This is a genomic window from Fibrobacter sp. UWB15, from assembly GCF_900177705.1.
In the GTDB taxonomy this organism is placed as follows: domain Bacteria; phylum Fibrobacterota; class Fibrobacteria; order Fibrobacterales; family Fibrobacteraceae; genus Fibrobacter.
On the sequence record NZ_FXBA01000001.1, the window covers coordinates 48,288 to 63,684 of the forward strand.

At 52.6% G+C, this 15,397-nt stretch carries 13 protein-coding genes; 2 read left to right on the forward strand and 11 right to left on the reverse strand.

Going from position 1 to position 15,397, the window contains the following annotated elements:
* Positions 1 to 9: 9 nt before the first annotated feature.
* From B9Y58_RS00235 to B9Y58_RS00265, 7 genes are all read right to left on the reverse strand, one after another.
* Complete coding sequence (locus tag B9Y58_RS00235; RefSeq protein ID WP_073053269.1) at positions 10 to 948, reverse strand: bile acid:sodium symporter family protein; 939 nt, start codon at positions 946 to 948, stop codon at positions 10 to 12.
* 15 nt (positions 949 to 963) lie between these two features.
* Positions 964 to 1,419 carry a hypothetical protein gene (locus tag B9Y58_RS00240; RefSeq protein WP_073053271.1) on the reverse strand — a complete coding sequence of 152 codons (456 nt, stop codon included), beginning with the start codon at positions 1,417 to 1,419 and terminating at the stop codon, positions 964 to 966.
* 50 nt (positions 1,420 to 1,469) lie between these two features.
* Positions 1,470 to 1,910, reverse strand: coding sequence for a very short patch repair endonuclease (locus B9Y58_RS00245; protein WP_073053273.1), 441 nt, complete (start codon positions 1,908 to 1,910; stop codon positions 1,470 to 1,472).
* A 33-nt stretch (positions 1,911 to 1,943) separates the two neighbouring features.
* Positions 1,944 to 3,353 (reverse strand): sodium-dependent transporter, encoded by a 1,410-nt coding sequence (locus B9Y58_RS00250; RefSeq protein WP_073053276.1) that lies wholly within the window; start codon positions 3,351 to 3,353, stop codon positions 1,944 to 1,946.
* A 16-nt stretch (positions 3,354 to 3,369) separates the two neighbouring features.
* The gene (locus B9Y58_RS00255; protein ID WP_073053278.1) at positions 3,370 to 4,140 is read right to left on the reverse strand and encodes a tetratricopeptide repeat protein; all 771 of its coding nucleotides are present in this window, start codon (positions 4,138 to 4,140) and stop codon (positions 3,370 to 3,372) included.
* Between the two features lie 5 nt (positions 4,141 to 4,145).
* Positions 4,146 to 5,960 carry a BatD family protein gene (locus B9Y58_RS00260; RefSeq protein ID WP_073053280.1) on the reverse strand — a complete coding sequence of 605 codons (1,815 nt, stop codon included), beginning with the start codon at positions 5,958 to 5,960 and terminating at the stop codon, positions 4,146 to 4,148.
* Between the two features lie 498 nt (positions 5,961 to 6,458).
* Entirely contained in the window at positions 6,459 to 7,493 is a 1,035-nt protein-coding gene (locus B9Y58_RS00265) for a radical SAM protein (protein ID WP_083532156.1), read from the reverse strand.
* Positions 7,494 to 7,582: 89 nt separating this feature from the next.
* On the opposite strand from B9Y58_RS00265, the gene B9Y58_RS00270 reads away from it, so the two are divergent.
* Entirely contained in the window at positions 7,583 to 8,716 is a 1,134-nt protein-coding gene (locus B9Y58_RS00270; protein ID WP_255370600.1) for a branched-chain amino acid aminotransferase, read from the forward strand.
* 144 nt (positions 8,717 to 8,860) lie between these two features.
* Positions 8,861 to 9,721 carry a fibrobacter succinogenes major paralogous domain-containing protein gene (locus B9Y58_RS00275; protein WP_073053284.1) on the forward strand — a complete coding sequence of 287 codons (861 nt, stop codon included), beginning with the start codon at positions 8,861 to 8,863 and terminating at the stop codon, positions 9,719 to 9,721.
* Between the two features lie 17 nt (positions 9,722 to 9,738).
* Here the strand turns inward: B9Y58_RS00275 and B9Y58_RS00280 are convergent, their stop codons facing one another.
* The 4 genes from B9Y58_RS00280 to B9Y58_RS00295 form a co-directional block, all read right to left on the reverse strand.
* Positions 9,739 to 11,880, reverse strand: a complete 2,142-nt coding sequence (locus B9Y58_RS00280) for an SF1B family DNA helicase RecD2 (RefSeq protein ID WP_073053285.1) — start codon at positions 11,878 to 11,880, stop codon at positions 9,739 to 9,741.
* Complete coding sequence (locus B9Y58_RS00285; RefSeq protein ID WP_073053287.1) at positions 11,881 to 13,416, reverse strand: carbon starvation CstA family protein; 1,536 nt, start codon at positions 13,414 to 13,416, stop codon at positions 11,881 to 11,883.
* A 45-nt stretch (positions 13,417 to 13,461) separates the two neighbouring features.
* Positions 13,462 to 14,589 (reverse strand): DUF6588 family protein, encoded by a 1,128-nt coding sequence (locus tag B9Y58_RS00290; RefSeq protein WP_073053288.1) that lies wholly within the window; start codon positions 14,587 to 14,589, stop codon positions 13,462 to 13,464.
* Between the two features lie 125 nt (positions 14,590 to 14,714).
* The gene (locus B9Y58_RS00295) at positions 14,715 to 15,386 is read right to left on the reverse strand and encodes a hypothetical protein (RefSeq protein ID WP_085534716.1); all 672 of its coding nucleotides are present in this window, start codon (positions 15,384 to 15,386) and stop codon (positions 14,715 to 14,717) included.
* Positions 15,387 to 15,397: the final 11 nt, after the last annotated feature.

The following is a 15,397-nucleotide window of genomic DNA, read 5'->3' on the forward strand; positions in this document are numbered from 1 at the left end:
TGGGCTAATTTATTTGCCGTCAAGTTTCCTGTAAATATTCGCGAGTATCGCACCCGAAATGTTATGCCACACGGAGAAGATGGCGCCGGGGACGGTCGCCATCGCAAGTCCCGAGAACGAAGTCGCTGCAAGGCTTGTGGCGAGTCCGGAATTCTGCATGCCGATTTCGATGGAAAGCGCCTTTGTCTTGGGTGTCGAGAATTTCAGCAACTTCCCGAGGCCGAATCCGCAGCCGTAACCGAGCAGGTTATGGAGAATCACCACGGCAAACACGATGGCGCCCGTAGAGAGAATCTTCGCCGCATTGTGCGAGACAACCGCGGCTACAATCATCGCGATTGCAATCACCGAGACGAGCGGCAAGACCTTCACGGCACGCGCAGTCCATGAGCCAAAGAACTTGTTTATGACAAATCCTAACGCAATCGGCACGATGACGACTTTCACGATGGAAAGGAACATCGCCATCACGTCCACGTTCACGGTGGTGCGCAAGAGCAAGTAAGTAATCGCCGGAGTCAGCACGGGAGCGAGCAGCGTATTCACGCTGGTCATGCCCACGGAAAGCGCCACGTCGCCTTTTGAGAGGTAAGTAATCACGTTACTCGAAGTGCCTCCTGGGCAAGTTCCCACAAGGATCACGCCCGCCATGAGGGCTGCATCGAGCCCGAAAATCTTGGAGAGCAAAAATGCGAGTGCAGGCATCACGATGAACTGCGCCGCACACCCGATGGTGATTTCCTTCGGCCGTGCAAATACAAGCGCAAAGTCGCTCAGCTTGAGGGTAAGGCCCATGCCGAACATCACGACCATCAGCAAGTAATTCACCCAACTGAGTTCAATCCAGAGTGTGGATTTCGGCAGGAACAGCGAGAGCGCCGCGATGGCCAAAACGACAATTGCCATCCACTTGCCCACAAATTCACTGATTTTTTCGAGAACGTGCATAGTTGAACTCGCTCTTTAAACTTTGTATCCGTACTTCCTCAATTTTTCGACATACTGCGGGTCGCCTAAGCGGGCCTTCGATTCGGCCATGTGCTTACTGTTGTCCTTGGCGGCAAAGCCGAGCTTGATGCGAAGCGCGATGACTCCGCTGACGATGCCGAATAGCGAGCATAGAACGCACGCCAGGGTAAGCTTTGTGGAATTGCTCCCTTGTACGACAGAAGTTTGGAGCAAAACTCCGCAGATTATCGCCATCGACAAAAGGAACAGCGCTCCCTTCGCGTAGAATTTTGCATTCTTGCTACGCGGATCAAATCCGTCAATCGCCACCTCGCGCCAGCGCCTGTCCAGGTATTCGCTGTGACAGGCCTTGCACTCGCGAATTGGGCTGCCGTACATCCACATGTTGCAAGCTTCGCGATTCTTGGTCTTGCATTCCGGGCAAACCCATTCTGCATAATTCATCTGCATAACGCCTCCTAAAATCTGTCAGAAAGATAGTCTTTTTTATCGTGTGCGGCTCAAATCTCGATGCTTTCTTCGTCGCCTGTGATAAATGCCTTGAGGCGTTCTATGGTGCGGTCAAAGTCGTTCTTGATGGAACATTCCCATACGGTAGCAACGCGATAGCCTTGTAGCGAAAGCTTCCAGTTGGTTTTGACATCGCGCACCACATTGTTCGTGAATTTTTCGTTCCAGAATTCGGGATTGCTTTTGGGGCGGCTTGTGAACTTGCAGCCGTGTTGGTGCCAGAAACAGCCGTTTATAAAAATGACCACGCCATGCTTAAGAATATACAGGTCGGGTGTACCCGGTAAATCGCGGCGGTGGAGCCTGTAGCGCAGCCCCGCTTTAAAAAGCGCTCGGCGTACTAAAATTTCTGGTTTCGTATCTACGGAATGAACCGCCTGCATCATCTGCGAGCGGTTCATTGGAAGACGTTTTTTCTGGCGACGTTTCATTTGAGTAAATGTCGCTGTCAGATTGTCAGATTGTTATCCGAAAATCTTAGCGCAGAGTTCCGGTGCAAACTTGGAGAGGTAACCCTGAATCAAGAGGATCGAAACGAGAGCCGGCAAAATCCACTTGAAGTAGATTCTGAAGGCGGCATTGTAAGGGATCTTGTAACCCTTACCGGCATTCATTTCGGCAAAGAACTTTTCCTGACCCCAACCATAGCGGCTAGAGCAGAAGATGGCGATGAACATGCCGCCCGCCGGGAGCATGGTGTTGCTCACGATAAAGTCTTCGAGGTCCAAGACACAGCTGCCGGGACCGAACGGTTCAAAGCTGGAAAGCACGTTGAAGCCGAGAGCGCAGGGGAGCGAAAGCAGGAATACGATCAAGATGTTCCAATAGGCGACCTTGCGGCGCTTGTATCCCTTGAGGTCCATCCAGAACGACACCAGGTTTTCGAATACGGCAATCAGCGTGGACATGGCCGCAAACGACATGAATAGGAAGAATGCGGCACCGAAGAACCTGCCTGCAGGCATCATGGCGAACACGTTAGAAAGCGTCACGAAGATAAGACCCGGGCCCTGACCAGGAGACTGGTTGAAGGCAAAGCAGCTCGGGATGATGATGATACCCGCGACCAAGGCGACAACGGTATCCAGAATGCAGACACTTGTGGCTTCTTTGGCCAGGGAATGATGCTTTCCGATGTAGCTACCGAAAATAGCCATGCTACCGATACCGAGGCTCAAGGTAAAGAAGGCGTGAGCAAAGGCGGCAAAGATAGCCTCGCCCAGGCCCTTGCCCGATTGCGTAAGGCGTTCCAAGGACGGCAACAGGTAGAATTCAAGGCCAGCCGTAGAGCCGGGGAGCGTCACGGCGCGAATCGCAAGAATCACCATAATGATAAGCAAGCAGATCATCATGCCCTTGGTGATGCGTTCCACACCCTTCTGAAGGCCAAGCGACACGATAAAGAGGCCAATGACAATGGCAACCGTCATCCAGAAAATCATGAGGCCCGGATTCGAAAGCATTTCGCCGAAGCCGGACGCAATCTCATCAGGAGTGCCCAAGAGGAACTTGGGATCGGTCACCATCTTGTAGAAGTAGTAGAACATCCAGCCAGTCACCACCGAGTAGAAGGCCATTAATATATAGTTGGCCGAGATCAGCGGGAACTTGGCCCAATGCCACTTGGTACCCGGTTTTTCCAGGTTGTCGAAGGCGCGGGCGATACCGCTTCGGCCTCCACGACCCAGGGCGAGTTCAGCCATTAAAATGGGCAGGCCCAGGAAAAGCAGGAAGCCGAGGTACGGGAGCACAAAGGCCGCTCCGCCGTACTGGCCAGCAATGTAAGGGAAACGCCACACGTTGCCCAGGCCAATGGCGCAACCGGCGGCAATGAGGATAAATCCGAGTCTTGATTTAAAGGTTTCGCGTTCCATAATGAAGAAAAATAGTTTATTTCACGATTCCGACATCAGAAAGTTTCACAAATCCGCGTATTTTTTCGCCCAAACGGATTTCGGCAAAGTTGTCCTGTTCCGAAAGCACTTCGAACGTGGTGCCTTCAGAAAGCGTGTTCAGCGTTTGCGACTTGTTGTTCGGGGCGCTTGTCACGTCGGCATCTTTGGCGGTTACGACGCCTTCGATGTTGGTCTCGGCGACAAAAATCTTGTAGCCGGCACTCATCGCGATAATGCAGAAAACGCTAGATAAAGCAAACATGGTGCCAATCAGCACGTTCTTGGTTCTGCCACTGCGGCTGATGCGCCTTGCGATGGCGGCAAGTGCAATGACCCAGAAGATTCCAAGCAACACCCACATTTGAGTCCTTAAAGAAAGCGCGTGGTGGGCTTTGAACAGCCCCGCAAGGAGCGGGTTTTCTTCGCCGTCTTCTTCTACCTTGTCGCGGGTCATGGCCTGCGCGTACTTGAGGTTGTGAATAATGTCGTCGTTATTGGGGGCGAGGCGCAGAGCCGACTTGTAATAATAAATGGCGAAGCCAATTTTGCCTTCCCTAAAGTAGGCATTGCCCAAGTTGTAGTAAAGGTCCGAATTTTCGGTGCCATTGTCAACACAAGTGCGCCATTCATCAATGGCGCGCTCGAACTCGCCTTCGTTATAGTATACGACACCGGATTCAATACCGTTGCAATGTTCCACGGCAAAAGAGCTTGCTGTGCCAACAATCAAGACGATAAGAGAAAAAAGAAAGACTTTCAACTTCATACTTCCTACTTCCTACTTCCAACTAATTCGCACAATTTTTCGACGTCTTTGAGCATTTGTTGCTGCTCGTCCTTGGTCGGGTTCACCGGAGCAAATCTGGCGAATGCGCACTTGTCAAGCCAGCTGTCGATAGCCGTAATGGTTTCGTTCTTGACGCCGAGCTTTTCGAGTTCTTCGTTCATTTGCGCTCTAGTCATACCCTTGAATTCCAGATTGGTCTTGTCGCTCAGGTAATCGATGAGGCCGTTTTCGAGGGCGGCATAAAGCGCCTTGGCGTCGCCCTTCTTTAAGGCTTCGCGGGCGTTTGCAAATCGGACCTTGAGCATCTTGTCGGCCTTGCCCTTACGCACCAGAGCGGCGTCACTGTTGTGCTTGCGGCGACTGCGCACGGCAAAGGTGACAATCAGGTAGAACGGAATCGCGGCGGCAAAAATCACCCAGTAAACAATGCTTTTGTAGGGGGCGGTCGTGTTGCTGGCGTCGTTCACCTTATGGATAAAGCGGATGTCGGAACCGAGCGATTCAATTTCTTGCTTCTGCACGGCGGCGGGGCCTTGGGCAACCGGCGCCTGGAAGATCGCTTCAGCAGCGGCTTCACCTTTTTCCACTACGACATTCCAGGGACCAGCCTTGGCGGTTTCGTAAGCCTTTTTGCTCGGGTTGAACCAGGAGTAAGTAATTTCGGGAATGGTGAATTCGCCCTTCTTTTTGGGGTACAGGAACACGCGGATGTTCTTGGTCGTAATCACCTTGTTGCCAACCACCTTCTTGTTGATTTCGTTTTCGGGGGGCACCGAGCGGAATTCGCCAAAGTCGGGGAGCTTGGGGTCGGTAATGGAACCTGGCAGGCCGTCGCCCTTGATGTTGATGGTCAGCGTCATCGCTTCGCCCACCTTCAGGTTGGTGCGGTCAAAGTTGGCGTTAAAGGTGTAGCTACCGACCATGCCGCTAAAGTTCTCGGGTTTGCCTTCGGTAGGCAGCGGCTTTACAGTAATATTAATAGTGGGGGTCTGGGTTTCGGTTTCTACAGATTCCTGCTTGACGCTTCTGCTCGAGAACGTCATGCCGCCCATTTTCTTGTTTTCTTCGACGACCTTGGGTTCTCCAAGCTTCGTGTACTTGAACTTGAACGGCGGAATTTGCAGGTTTCCGCTCTTGGTGGAGGCTAACCAGGCGAACTTGGCGCTGGCCTGCATTTCGCGACGGCTGCCGTCAACCGGTTCGAACTTCATGTTGGCTAGGTCGCTGCGGTGAACGATAAAGTCGTCGCCGGTGTTCATGTCGGTGGCCTGCAGGCCGCCTTCAAAGTGTTCGTAGGTGTGGAACCCGAGCGTTACGCTGAACTGTTCGCCCTCGTAAACGGACTTCTTGCTCGGGGTAAGGCTCACACCCAGGGCGTCATCGGTGTAGGCGCGCTGAATGCTGATTGGAATATCGCCTGTGATGTTCCTCTTTTGATCGTCAATGGTCATGAAAATTTGACCGACGCTGAAACGACCTGTCTTCTTGGGGGCTTTCAGGTTGAACGTGTAGATACGGGCCTTGTAACCGCCGCGACTCCCGCCACTGAAAAACGAATTGAACATGTCTTCCATGCTGGGGCGAATCATCTGGTCGGCACTGTCGAGTTTGACGAGCGTAAAGCCGTTTGCAGTTTCAATTTCCAGATTGCTGCGGTTTTCGGGGAGTTCATTTAAGGGAAATACAAGCTGAAGGCCAAAGGTCTTGCCTGATTCGATGCGTTCCCGATCCACTTGCAGGGACGGCCGTGCTTGAGCGCACAGGGCAGCGACTAGGCAAAATAAAATAATTCGTTTCATGCCCCCAAAAATACCAAATTTTAGCCTGAAAAACAAAGAAAAGGGGGGAGGTCTCCCCCTCGCTACAGCCTTCGTCTTTCGCTACCCCCTCTGCGGGCACATCCCGCAACGCCCTATCCTCCAAGGGGGGGGGCTTTTAAAAAAAAGTTGCGGAATATATATTATTTCCCCTTGACGCGTTAGTAAATTTTTGTTAAATTTGGCGCGCTGTTAAAAAATGGCGATAAAACGTCGAAAATAAAGGATGGAAGGATAATATGTACTGCATTCTCGCTGCCCTGCTGGTCAAGAGCTTCAAGAAGTACGCCAAGCGCGCTTAATTCGCCGCCTGGCTATTTTTTTTAGATTTCTCTCTCTGGTGATTACCGGTTAAGCTGAACAGGCTGATCGGTATTTTTTTATGCCTTAATCAAAGTTGGCGCTACTTTGTAGCGCACTTTGTGGCGGCTCGGTCATGCCCATTGACATGCTTCGCTTGCCATGGTCGCGACTCTCGCCTTAGTCGAAGTTTAGAGTTCGTCTGTAAGGGGTAAAGCCGGCGTTCTTGATGAAATCTTCGGCTTGCTCGATGGTGGTGAGGCCATGATTCTGGAGAACGTTCTCCTCGATGACGATACTGTTGATGTCGTCGGCGCCGGCATGCAGGCCGAGTTCGCCGAGCGAGAGTCCCATGCCGAGCAGCGAAACTTCGATGTGCGGGATGTTGTCGAAGTAGAGGCGGCTGAGCGCGAGGAGTTTCAGGTATTCGTCGCCGCGCACGTGGCGGATGGGGAACTTGTCGGTCTGCGGCTGGAACGTCCACACGACAAAACTCTTGAATCCGTGCGCGATGTCCTGAGTCTTGCGCACGTAATCCAGATGCTCGATGATTTCTTCGGGCGTTTCGACGCTACCGAAGACGATGTTCGCGCTGCCGGGGAGTCCCTTCTTGTGGCAGGCGGCGAGGGTATCGCACCAGACTTGGGCGGGCAGCTTCTTGGGGCTCAGGATTTGGCGCATGCGGTCGCTTAAGATTTCGGCACCGGCGCCCGGAACGGAACTCAGGCCAGCTTCCTTGAAAATGTCGAGTAGTTCGTCGAGAGAAATCCCGTTGAATTCGGCGATGCGCACGAGCTCCACCGGCGAAAATCCGCGAACTTTCACGCCGAGTTCCTGCGTAAGCATTTTCAGCACGTCGGTGTAGTATTCAAGCGGAATATCCTTGTTCACGCCACCTTGCAAAAAAATCTGGTCGGCTCCTTTGGCCTTCGCTTCGAGCGTTTTCTTTCGGATTTCGTCCAAACTAAGCACATAGGCTTCGGGACTGTGAGCCGGGCGGCAGAAACTACAGAAACTGCAAGTGATTTCGCAGACGTTCGTGTAGTTCACGATGCGAAATGCCGTGTAGCCCACCTTGTTGCCCGGATTGATTCGGTGGCGTACGGTGTTGGCGGCTTGGGCGACCTCGGTCCACGGGGCGTTCTTCAAAATGTCCAGCGCCTCGGCCGGAGAAAGGCGAACGCCATCCACAGATTTTTGCAAAAGAGAATTCATCGACGAGTAAAATAGAAAAAAGTGGCCGTTCTTTTCTATGTACTTAATTGGGAGCATCGCCCCCTTTGTACGTCAAAAGGGCTTTTTTTTTGAAAGTTGCGAGCCAAAATCCCCCCGATAATTGTATTTTTCTTTCGGTACCGAACGATACCTTTAAAAATGCACAAACTGCAAAAAAGGTTAATAATATGCAAGTTGATTTGAATACTGTCGATTGGAAGACGCTCCCCTTCGGTTATTATGACACCGATTACAATGTACGCTGCTACTACCGCAATGGTCAGTGGGGCAAGATCGAGCTGTCTTCTTCCAAGGACATTAGCATCCACATGGCCGCTACTTGCTTGCATTACGGCCAGGAAGGTTTTGAAGGCCTCAAGGCTTACACGGGCAAGGACGGCAAGGTCCGTATTTTCCGCGTCGATGAAAACGCCAAGCGCATGCAGAACACGGCTAACCGCGTACTCATGGCTGTGCCGCCTGTTGAATTGTTCCGCGAAATGGTTCACACTGTGGTGAAGGCCAACAAGCGCTTTGTTCCGCCGTATGGCTACGGTGCAACGCTCTATATTCGTCCGCTCCTGATCGGTATGAGCCCAGAAGTGGGTGTGAAGCCTGCCGACGAATACCTGCTGTTGATGTTTGTGACTCCGGTGGGTCCGTACTTCAAGGACGGGTTCAAGCCGGTGGACATGATGATCAGCCGCAACTACGACCGCGCCGCGCCGCAGGGTACGGGTACGGTGAAGGTCGGCGGTAACTACGCTGCCAGCTTGCTTTCCCTCGCTGAAGCCAAGAAGCTCGGTTACTCCAGCACGATTTACCTGGACGCAAAGGAAAAGAAGTACATCGACGAATGCGGTCCGGCAAACTTCTTCGGTATCAAGGGCAAGACCTACGTGACCCCGAAGTCCGAATCCATTCTGCCGTCGATTACGAACAAGAGCTTGCAGCAGCTGGCTGAATACCTCGGCTACACCGTGGAACGCCGCCAGGTCCCGTTCGAAGAACTCGCTGAATTCTCCGAAACTGCCGAATGCGGTACCGCCGCCGTGATTACTCCGATCAAGAAGATTGTGGATCCGGTTGCCGGCAAGGAATTCACCTACGGTGACGGCAAGAATCCGGGTCCGGTCTGCACGGAACTCTTCACGAAGTACACTGCAATCCAGTTTGGCGAAGCTCCCGACCCGTTCGGCTGGACGGAAGTGGTGGATCTGTAAGAGGTCGCGACTCCGTCGCTTTGAGCGATGAGGTCGCTCGTCTTCGACTCGCTTCGAGGTATGAGCGAATTTGAAAATTTCCCGCGGAGAAATTCGCGGGATTTTCTATTTTGACGGTTGAAAAAATCTCTGGAGGAGACGAGAATGACTTGTGCAAGATTCCTTGCTGTTTTTGGTGTTGTTGCGCTGTTTGTTGGTTGCAGTGGTGAAGGTGCTGCTGGTTCAAAGACAGACGGGCTTCCAGCCGAAGTTGATTTAATTGGTTCTAGCAGCAGCGACAATGTGGAGTCGTCAGGGACTTCGGATGGCTTTGTTTGGAATATGTCGAAGGAGACATATTTAAATCCTGAAGTAGAATATGGATCCATGATTGACAGTCGTGATGGAAAGGAATATAGGACCATCATAATCGACGGAATGGAATGGATGGCTGAAAATCTGAACTACGATCCTGGCCAGGGTGGTTCGGGTGAGAATAAATACGATTGGTCTTGGTGCTACGATAACGAACCCAAGAATTGTGAAGTAGCGGGACGCCTCTACACTTGGGCAGCTGCCATGGATTCTGTAAAGACTGAATGCGGATATGGTTTGACGTGCTCACCGACTTTACCGGTTCAGGGCGTTTGCCCCAGCGGCTGGCATCTTCCGAGTCTCGACGAATGGAAAGCTCTGTTTGCGTCGGCGGACAACACTGCGGTAGGTTTTAAACTCAAGACCATGTGCGGGTGGGAGGATGACGGCAATGGAGATGACTCCTTTGGGTTTGCCGGATTTCCTGCTGGTTGCTACGAATTCGTTTACGATCGCTTTATCGGCAGTGGAGGACTCGCTTATTTCTGGAGTTCTACAGAGAGAGGTACCTACGAAGCATACTCCACAGGGAAAGACTATAGTGAGCGTGCGTACAGCATGAACCTGTATGACGGTTCTGTGAATGCGAGCATGTTCTACACAAGTCGGTACGACGGATATTCAGTCCGTTGCATCAAGGACTCCGAATAGGTTCGGAGCGCGCTCGTTTAGCCCAGTCGTTCCTTGAGGCGAGTGTAGCGGCGGGTGCTGCGGTTGTTGCGGACGGCTTGGTGGAAGGCGCCGGGGGCCGAAAGGATCCACACGTGGCCTTTCGCGCGGGTAATTGCGGTGTAGATTAAGTTGCGCTGCAGCATCACGTAGTGGCTGGAGTCGAGAATCACGATGACGGCGGGGTATTCACTGCCCTGGCTCTTGTGGATGGTGCAGGCGTAGGCGAGTTGCAGTTCGTCGAGTTCGTCGTCTTGGTAGGTGATGAGTTTTTCGTCGAAGAAGACGGCGATTTTGCGTTTTTCTTTGTAGATGCTGTAGACGATTCCGACGTCGCCGTTAAAGACGTTCTTGTCGTAATTGTTCTTGATTTGCATGACGCGGTCGCCCACGCTCCATTCGATGCCGACCATCTTGTGGCGCGGAACGCCCGGGTTCAGCAGGTTTTGCAAGAAGGGGTTCAGCTCGATGATGCCGAGCGGGCCTTTGCGCATCGGGACAAGAATCTGCAAGTCGGTTTTGAGGTCAATGTCGATTTTGGAGCGCACGCCGGCCGCGATCAGTCGCTGTAAGTGGAGCTTGGCTTCTTCGGGCGTTTCGAACGGGACAAAGTGGAAGTTTGGGCCTTCGATCGGGGCGGGCGTGATGCCCTGATTGATTTTAGCGGCCTTGTCGGCGATGTCGTTGTCGCCGGATTGCCTAAAGATGTGCTGCAGGCGCACACTTGGAATGCGCGGACACTGCAGCAGATCGTTGAGGACGTTGCCCGGGCCCACGCTCGGGAGCTGGTCGGCATCGCCGACAAACACGATGCGGGCGGTTTCGGGAACGGCGTCGAGGAGCGAGGCCGCAAGCCAGGTGTCAACCATACTGAATTCGTCGACGACGAGCAAGTTGCAGTCAAGCTTGTTGAATTCGTTCTTGTTGAATTTTTTGGTGACGGGATCGACATCGAGCAGGCGGTGAATGGTGTAGGCCTTTTCGCCGCAGCAGTCGCCCATGCGCTTGGCCGCGCGGCCCGTAGGGGCGGCGAGCAGAATGTTTTCGCCCATTTTGCGCGCCAGGTGCAGGATTCCCTTGAGGATCGTCGTCTTGCCAGTGCCTGGACCGCCGGTGATAATGCAAATCTTGTGGGCGGTGGCGAGGCGAATGGCTTCGCGCTGCACCGGGTGAAAGCTGAATTTATGTTCGCGTTCCCAGTCGACGAGTTCGCGCTCGAAGCCGTAAGTGGGCAATTCGTTTTCGTTGAGTCTGCGCTTGATGATTTCGGCGATTTTCTGCTCCGCATTGTCGAGCGGCGGGTAAAAGCAGTCTTCGCCGTGGCGCTTGATGCGGCCCGCTTCGCAAATGCGTTTGAACTGCTCCAGCAGATTCTGGATGGCATCGTCATCGGTGACATCGATGCGCAAATTCTTGAGGGTTCGGCCGATTAAATCGTTGCTCGGCAAGTAGCAGTGTCCGTCCGAAAGTGAAGCCTCTTGCAGCGAGTAAAGAATCGCCTCTTGCAGGCGCATGGGGCTGTCTTTGGGGACGCCCACCTTCATCGCAATTTCGTCGGCCTTCAGGAATCCGATTCCCCAGATTTCTTCGCAGAGAATGTAGGGGTTCTCGCGGATTTTGCTGATGGTGTCCTGCCCGAATTTCATCCACAGCTTTTTCGCGACGCTGCCCGTGATGTCGTGATTGTACAGGAACAATAAGGTTTCGCGACTGTGGCGATTTTCTTGCCAACTCGCAAGGAACTGTTCTACCTTCGCGGCCGAAAGTCCCTTGATTTTCTTGGCACGGAAACGGTCCGGCTCGTAGTCCAGAATATCGCGAAGTTCGTCGCCGAAAGTTTCGACGATGGCCTTAGCCGTCTTGGGGCCTATTCCTAGGAAAAGCCCGCTGCCGAGGTAGGCTTCCAGATTATTGCTTTGCGTTTCGACGATTTCGAAATGCTTGGCCTGGAATTGTTCACCGAATTTAGGGTGGCGTCCCCAGTCGCCTTCGAAACGCAGATTTTCGCCTACGGAAAGTTCAGGCAAGGTTCCCGTAACGACCACCACCTTCTTGGTACTGCTATCAATAAGCCGCAGCACGGTGAAGCCGTTCTGCGGACTATGAAAGGTAATGGACTTGACGGAACCTTCGAGAACCATTTATTGAGCTTTGGGGACCTTGCCTTCGTCCAGTTCGGGGTTCCAGCGGTCAGGATCGAAACCTTCCATCTTGGTGAGCGTCTTGCCCCTAGTGCAAAGCAGGAATCCGAGAATGACGGCGTCGTGCAGGGCAATTACAAGGGCGGTCTTGTAGTCGAGACCGAAGCCCAGCGGAGCTCCCTTCAGGTTTTCGGGGCTCACCCAAAGAATATAGTCGCAAGTAATGAAGGTCATGAACATGCACGGAATGAGTGCAATCCAGAAGTTCTTCTTTTTGCTACGCAGGTAAACCGTGGCCACGCAAAGGCTGCACACGGCCATGAGTTGGTTGCTCCAGCTGAAGTAATTCCACAGGATGTTGAATCCTTCGGGGTTCAGGTTGCTCCAGAAGATGATGATGGCGCAAATGGCGAACATAGGCACAGTAAGGAGCAGACGGTTGCGAATGGAGGTCTGTTCCATGCCGGTGAGTTCTGCAATCGTGAGGCGTAGGCTGCGCAGGCTCGTGTCGCCACTGGTGATAGCAAGGACAATCACGCCCACGACAACGAGAATCGAAATCGGAGCCCAGGGAATCACGGTAGAAACGAGGACGCTCAAGACCTTGACGCCCGAAGCGCCAGTCAGGAGTTCCGGCATCTGGTGGTAAATGAACATGCCGCCGGCGGCCCAGATCATGCCGATCAGGCCTTCAATAATCATCATGCCGTAGAACGTCTGACGACCCGTTCTTTCGGTGACTTCGGTGCGTGCGACAAGCGGGCTCTGCGTGCTGTGGAAACCGCTAATGATACCGCAAGCAATGGTCACGAAGAGCATCGGGATAATCGGCTGGCCAGCCGGATGCTTGTGGAAGTTGCTCATGATGTCGCTAAAGCAGAATTCGTCGAGAACGTTCAGTTTCGGGACGATTCCCACGAAAATGGCGAGGGAGGCAAGAATCAGGAGTGCACCGAAAATTGGGTAGATACGTCCGATAATTTTATCGATGGGGAAGAAGGTGCTCGCAAAGTAGTAGGCGAAAATGCAGGCGACCGCGACCCAGAACAAAGTGGGCGATACGGCAGAACCAGCAAGAATTGGCGTGTTAATCAAAGCGGCAGGCGTGTTGGTGAAGACGGCGCCCACCAAAATCAGGGCGACCGAAATAAGCGTCATCACGACCTTGGCTGGACCCTTGCCCAGGAACTTGCGCGAAAGTGCCGGCACATTGTAGCCGTTATTGCGCATGCTGACCATGCCGCTAAAATAGTCGTGGACCGCTCCGCCGAGCACGTTTCCGAGCGGGAGCAGAATGAACACGATGGCGCCGAACTTGATGCCAAGAATCACGCCAATCACAGGACCGATGCCTGCAATGTTCAAAAGCTGGATAAGGACGTTTTTCCAGTGCGCCATGGGAACGCGGTCAACGCCATCCGGGTTTTCGAGGGCGGGAGTCTTGCGGTCATCGGGGCCGAAGACATGTTCAACGAATTTTCCGTAAGTAAAGTATCCGCCGATAAGAATCGCGATACCGATCAGGAATGTAATCATGTGATGCCTTCTTTGTTATAGTTAAAAGTAGACTGTAGGAAGTTTTTATTCCTCGTTAAAAGAGTCGTCGTTAGAGGTTTCTGCTGAACTTTCTTCTGCTGCAGGTGCTTCGGGCGTTTCAGTCGGAGTTTCTTCTATGGTGGAGGCTTGTTCTACCGGGGCTTCGGTTTCGCTGGATTGCGTTTTCACGTTCCCGCCGCGGACATACCCCTTATCCTTGGCAATTTCGTCGGGAGTCTTGTCCTTGCCGAATTGCTGTCTAAAGTAGAGTACGTTAGTCGTGAAGCTGGACTTGCCGGCGTAATCGTAGCCGAGAACCGGGTGGAGCGAGCTGATCTGCAAGGCGATTGCAATGCCGAAACGGAATCCGTTGTTACCCTTGACGGTAATGTCAGGGTAGATTTCGTCTTTTCTGAAGTTGATGTAAGGGTCGGTGTGATAGAGTTCACCGTAAGACAGCATTTCGGCGCTCTGGTAGCCAAGCGACATCATGACTTCAAAGAAGTTGACGGGCTTGTAACCGAAAACGAACGAGAAGTTGTGTGTGGAAATATCGAGACCCAGTTTGCCATCGAATCCGTCGGGACGGTAGCCGATGCTGCTGGTGTTGTAGCCGTAAACGATGCTCACGTCGAACGGTTGGGCGGCTTTCGGGAGCATGTACTGGAACAAGTGTCCGAAGCTGTACTGAAATCCGATGCCGAACAGGCTGAATTTGCGGAGCTCGCTGATGGAGGGCAGATACATCATGCGGAGTACGGCTCTGAAGTGGTAGAAACTCGCCCCCATTTGCAGGTAGGGGTAGGTGAATACGCCGAGACCGTTCAGGGTCTTGCTACCGTAAATGGTGTCGGAGGGGGCTTCGGGGTTGCCGTGGTCACCAAAGATGGTCGGCTTGCCGTCGTAGGTCTTGTCGTCATCACCAATGGGAATAATCGAAATTGGGAGACCCGCTTCAAAGGTGAAACTCTGCGGCACAGAGGCACTTGCGTACCAGTTGCTGTTGAGTACATTGCCTAGGTTGTCAATAATGGGCTTGACGTAACCGGAACGATTGCCGTATCGGCTGTCGAACGCGGACATAGACTCAAATTCAGTGGCCCAGCCGCTATTGTCCATAGCGGATGCTGCTGCGGCTCCCATCATAAATGCTGCGAGAAATAGCTTTTTCATACCGCGCCAAAGATAGAAAAAAGCGAGCGCAGCGCAAGTCTAGCTTGCTAGAACTTGCATTGCCGAGCTGCCCTATCTTGCCCTTTAGGGCAAAGATGCAATATTAGGGGCGCGGCACAACGTGCTTAGAACTGGTATTGCACCGAAACCGTGGCTAGAACGAATGACTGCCACAGATAAGGGTCAAGATCGTTTGTTTCTACACGGGAACAGTGGACGTTCTTGAACCAGCTTTCGTAAATCTTGATGGCGGGAACCATGGAAATGTTGTCGGTAATATAGTAATGGATGTTTGCTATAAAGGCGACAGCCGATCCCATGAATTCGGCATCGTAAGTGTCAGAGGAGAAAATAGCGATATCGTCGCTCTTGACACTGTTGTAAGAGTATCCGAGGCCAAAACCTACCTGGAAAAATTCGGGGTAGAATAAGTTGTATGTAGCCTCAAGGCCAAACCTCCAGATACGGGTGTCCTGCTTGTAGGATTCGTCCGGAAAATCGGCAATGACCTGTTCGGAAACCCAGTACTGAAAACTCATTGCAAAGGAGAATGCTCCGAGATTTACGCCCAACATAAGGTCTGGTGTGGCGATAAATTCCAGTGCAGGCGGGTGGATGTAGCCTTTGACTCCTGCAGTATCTTTGCCCGAAATGGCGCGTTCGTTAAAGTCGCCCTTTGAAACTTGGGCGCCCATACCGAGACTTGCAAAATAGGAACGAGGCCAATGGTATTCTTCAGCAAATGTAAAACTTGCACAAAGGCAAATAAGCAATGCAATAACTTTCAGCTTTTTCATTTTTTTAACCC

Excerpts from the sequence above, each read along its gene's own strand:
- B9Y58_RS00235 (WP_073053269.1), bottom strand. The coding sequence starts at position 948 with ATGCACGTTCTCGAAAAAATCAGTGAATTTGTGGGCAAGTGGATGGCA.
- B9Y58_RS00240 (WP_073053271.1), bottom strand. The coding sequence starts at position 1,419 with ATGCAGATGAATTATGCAGAATGGGTTTGCCCGGAATGCAAGACCAAG.
- B9Y58_RS00245 (WP_073053273.1), bottom strand. The coding sequence starts at position 1,910 with ATGAAACGTCGCCAGAAAAAACGTCTTCCAATGAACCGCTCGCAGATG.
- B9Y58_RS00250 (WP_073053276.1), bottom strand. The coding sequence starts at position 3,353 with ATGGAACGCGAAACCTTTAAATCAAGACTCGGATTTATCCTCATTGCC.
- B9Y58_RS00255 (WP_073053278.1), bottom strand. The coding sequence starts at position 4,140 with ATGAAGTTGAAAGTCTTTCTTTTTTCTCTTATCGTCTTGATTGTTGGC.
- B9Y58_RS00260 (WP_073053280.1), bottom strand. The coding sequence starts at position 5,960 with ATGAAACGAATTATTTTATTTTGCCTAGTCGCTGCCCTGTGCGCTCAA.
- B9Y58_RS00265 (WP_083532156.1), bottom strand. The coding sequence starts at position 7,493 with ATGAATTCTCTTTTGCAAAAATCTGTGGATGGCGTTCGCCTTTCTCCG.
- B9Y58_RS00275 (WP_073053284.1), top strand. The coding sequence starts at position 8,861 with ATGACTTGTGCAAGATTCCTTGCTGTTTTTGGTGTTGTTGCGCTGTTT.
- B9Y58_RS00280 (WP_073053285.1), bottom strand. The coding sequence starts at position 11,880 with ATGGTTCTCGAAGGTTCCGTCAAGTCCATTACCTTTCATAGTCCGCAG.
- B9Y58_RS00285 (WP_073053287.1), bottom strand. The coding sequence starts at position 13,416 with ATGATTACATTCCTGATCGGTATCGCGATTCTTATCGGCGGATACTTT.
- B9Y58_RS00290 (WP_073053288.1), bottom strand. The coding sequence starts at position 14,589 with ATGAAAAAGCTATTTCTCGCAGCATTTATGATGGGAGCCGCAGCAGCA.
- B9Y58_RS00295 (WP_085534716.1), bottom strand. The coding sequence starts at position 15,386 with ATGAAAAAGCTGAAAGTTATTGCATTGCTTATTTGCCTTTGTGCAAGT.